3 protein-coding genes and 1 pseudogene are annotated in these 3,404 nt (G+C 59.5%); 3 read left to right on the forward strand and 1 reads right to left on the reverse strand.

Annotated elements, in window-relative coordinates; genetic code table 11:
• Positions 1-447 precede the first annotated feature (447 nt).
• Together EQG66_RS15115 and EQG66_RS15120 are read left to right on the forward strand one after the other, a co-directional pair.
• Positions 448-1,224, forward strand: coding sequence for an alpha/beta fold hydrolase (locus EQG66_RS15115; protein ID WP_245988139.1), 777 nt, complete (start codon positions 448-450; stop codon positions 1,222-1,224).
• A gap of 25 nt (positions 1,225-1,249) precedes the next feature.
• Entirely contained in the window at positions 1,250-1,912 is a 663-nt protein-coding gene (locus EQG66_RS15120; RefSeq protein ID WP_129405335.1) for a nuclear transport factor 2 family protein, read from the forward strand.
• Between the two features lie 105 nt (positions 1,913-2,017).
• On the opposite strand, the gene EQG66_RS15125 is transcribed toward EQG66_RS15120, so the two are convergent.
• Positions 2,018-2,758, reverse strand: coding sequence for a zinc-binding dehydrogenase (locus tag EQG66_RS15125; protein WP_164975707.1), 741 nt, complete (start codon positions 2,756-2,758; stop codon positions 2,018-2,020).
• 76 nt (positions 2,759-2,834) lie between these two features.
• Between EQG66_RS15125 and EQG66_RS15130 the strand changes: the two are divergent.
• Positions 2,835-3,215 (forward strand): annotated as a pseudogene (locus tag EQG66_RS15130) (IS21 family transposase); the annotation flags it as partial.
• Positions 3,216-3,404 lie beyond the last annotated feature (189 nt).

Genomic DNA, 3,404 nt, shown 5'->3' on the forward strand with positions numbered 1-3,404 from the left:
GCCTGCAAGGGCGTCGTGGCGAACGAAGTGGACACGGTCGCTGATACTGATGAAAGACCACCGTAACCGCAAGCCTTTCGCCATCACACTGGACACAGTTTACATGGACAGTTCTGGTAGTGCTATTTACGTAAAAGAAAGTATCAGATCTAGGGTCACGTCGCATGCAGGCGAGCGATACCGATCTCGTTATCACAACACAAAAAATACAGTCTCGATCCTTTCAGGCGAGTTCGTAAAACTTGGCGAGACACAGCCGCCTCAGCCAAGTGAAAGGTGTGCCAGAGCGGTATATGATTTGGAGGCACTGCCATAATGGTTTCCTTTCCGCTTGGTTCAGCCAATCCTGCGCTATTGGCCCAATGTCCGGAGGTCGCGCGGCCCGATGATGCTGACCATCTTCCTGTCCACATAACCGAGTGGGGGGCCAGTGGAACCCCAGTGCTGATGGTACATGGTGGGGTGCAGGGCGGCATCGGCGGTGGGCCGATCAATTTTCAGGCGCAGAAGCCGCTTTCTGATCGGGGATGGAGGTTACGCTTGCTCGATCGTCCAGGCTTTGGAGCAAGCCCTTCCCGCGGGCCGGACGACATGGAAGTGGACGGCAGTCTTATCGCTGATCTTTTGGACGAGGAATGCCACCTCATCGGTCACTCGTTTGGCGGCGCCTCGAGCCTGCTGGCCGCGGCGCAGCGCCCCGAAAATGTTCGCTCGCTTATTCTTATCGAGCCTGCCCTTAAGGGCATGCTGATGGTCGACCCGGTTAGCCAGCAGGATGGAACCTCGGCCAAAGTTGCCGAAGTAGTGATGAAACATCTTATGACGGCCCGCACGCCTGCCGAATTTGCGCTGAGTTTCGTGGGCAGCATGGGTTCCTCAGCCCAGGGGGAAGCCAATGTGTCAACACAGAATATTATGGGTGATCCCGCAAAGGCGACCGCGCTCGGCTGCTCGTTGTTGCGATCGCGCGCGGCATTGCCCCAAAGCATGCTCGCCGCAGCGGATATCGTTCGCGAAAGGGCAATTCCCACGCTGGTCATTTCCGGAGGATTCAGCCCCGGCTTCGACGCTACCTGCGCGGCCGTTGCCCGCCTGACGGGCGGCATGCACGAGGTGGTTGCCTGTTCCAGTCACTTTGTTCAGCAGGACAGCGCCGAGCGTTTCAACGCGCTGGCGGATGCTTTCATGAAGCAAGCGGAAACGCGGCCCGGTCGCGGACGCTGAGCCCCTTTAGCGGTAGACGAAACCTATGAAATTTGAGGATCGCATGCAGGAGAACCTCTCCCTTGCTCTAGCCGAGCGTGACATCCAAGCTCTCGTAGCCAAATTCGCCTACCGCGACCAGGAAAAGTGGGATCAGCTCGCCGACACGTTCTGGCCGGACGCCACACTGGACATCAGCTGGTTTTCCGGGACCATTGGAGAGTTTCTTGCCGAATCGCGCAAACTCGCGACCTCCGGCAAGATGTTGCTCAAACACCTTATCGGCAACCCGCGCGTCCAAATCTCCCATGACCGCGCATTGAGCGAGACAGACCTCGTCATCATGCTGCGGGTCACCATAGGGGATCCGGCCATACCGGTCGACGTCACCTCATGGGCGCGCTTCTTCGACCGCCATGAATGCCGCAACGGGCAATGGAGGATTTCCCAGCGTACCGCCATCTACGAGAAAGACCGGGCCGATCCCGTGGCGGCTGGAACAGCGGTCCGATGGACCCTCGCTCCGCAGGCGATGAATGGCGTGCCTCATGAATATCGTCATCTGGCTTCCGCGATGATGGAACTGGGACGCAAGCAAATGCCTCCTGCGATCGTCAACGGCAGCGCCGAACAAATGCGGCTCGAGCAGGACGCAGAACGATGGCTTGCGGAAACCGTTGGCACCCTTCGCCCGTCGATCAGCGTATGATGATGTTAGGGCAAACATTCGGCCAAAGATCGTGACCGGGCCGGGCGGGCGGAGGAAAGGCTGCGTCCGCATGTGCCGGATCGCCGTTGCAGCGATGCTTCTGTCCTACTGGTTTCCCGGAATGAGCACCGGTGAGGCGGGGCCGGGGATCATCACCTTGCGACATGAGTCACCGCCCTTTTGCAGCGCCCATGCCGCCATCACCTCGTTGAGAGGCATTTCCCGGTAATCGATCGGGATACCGCCCGCAATTGCTGCAGCACAAACAGCAAGATAGGCCTCGGCCTGCAAGGCGAGCGGGGCATGGTAATAGGCGAATCCCAGAACCGAGAGCGACAGTTTGCGGGCAAGCTGCGCGGGCACCGATATTTCGGAACCGAGCGCTGAGCCGATTTGCACCAGCCGCCCACCCGTCGCCATGGCGTGCATCGCAGCTTGTGTGGCCGGGCCGTTCAGATAATCGATGACAATGTCGAAGCCGTTACCGGCTTCTGCGACCAGGCGATGATTCAGATCGTCGGCTTGCAGGTTCAGGGTCGCATCGGCACCGACCGAGAGTGTTGTCTGAAGGGCCGCGGGGTTGCGACCCGCCGCCACTACCCGTCCTGCTCCCAGCAGGCGAGCCGCAGCGACTGAGATGAGACCGGTGGTCCCGGTTGCGCCCAGCACCAGAACGGTTTCGCCCTTCTGCATGGCGGCGCGCCAGGACAGGGGCAGCCATCCAGCGAGACCCGCATTGCCCAGCGCCGCCGCCAAGCCATCCGGTACTTCTTCAGGAACAGGCAGGCTGCGCCCGGCATAACCAAGCGTGTTGATTTCCGCTGAGAGTTGACCCGGGAGAGGCATAAATTTCCGCTGAGAAGTGACCCATGTTCTGACCCTGCCCCTGGCTGTTGCGTCGGGGGACATTGGAGTGATCGACATGGCGTTATTGAGCGTAATTCGGCGCTGGCATTTTCGAGAAGGGATGCCGATCCGGGAGATTGAGCGACGGACCGGACTGTCGCGCAACACGATCCGCAAGTATCTTCGGGCGGGCACGGTTGAGCCCCGGTTCAAGGTGCCCGACCGGCCGAGCAAGCTGGACCCGTTTGCCGAGAAGCTGACCGGTTGGTTGCGGATCGAAGCTGGCCGCTCGCGCAAGCAGCGGCGCACCGTCAAGCAGATGTACGCAGATCTGGTCGCCTTGGGCTTCGATGGCTCTTACGGCCGTGTTGCAGCCTTTGCGCGCAGCTGGAAGGCCGACCGCCAGCGCGATGCCCAGACCAGCGGGCGCGGGACCTTCGTGCCGCTGGTGTTCCGTAAGCGGATTTTATCCCCCACATTTTACTAATAGAATCAGCTGCTAAGTTACGCCGTTCATTTGTAAGCGGATTTTATCCCCCACATTTTACTAATAGAATCAGCTGCTAAGTTACGCCGTTCATTTGGGGAGGTGTAATTAGCGATGGACGAGGAAGCTGCATTCGAAAGTGGATGCGAAGTTAGCGAT

Source organism: Sphingobium fluviale (assembly GCF_004122115.1).
GTDB classification, from domain to species: Bacteria; Pseudomonadota; Alphaproteobacteria; order Sphingomonadales; family Sphingomonadaceae; genus Sphingobium; species Sphingobium fluviale.

Coding starts and splice junctions, on each gene's coding strand:
- EQG66_RS15115 (WP_245988139.1), top strand. CDS start 448: ATGGTACATGGTGGGGTGCAGGGCGGCATCGGCGGTGGGCCGATCAAT.
- EQG66_RS15120 (WP_129405335.1), top strand. CDS start 1,250: ATGAAATTTGAGGATCGCATGCAGGAGAACCTCTCCCTTGCTCTAGCC.
- EQG66_RS15125 (WP_164975707.1), bottom strand. CDS start 2,758: ATGCCTCTCCCGGGTCAACTCTCAGCGGAAATCAACACGCTTGGTTAT.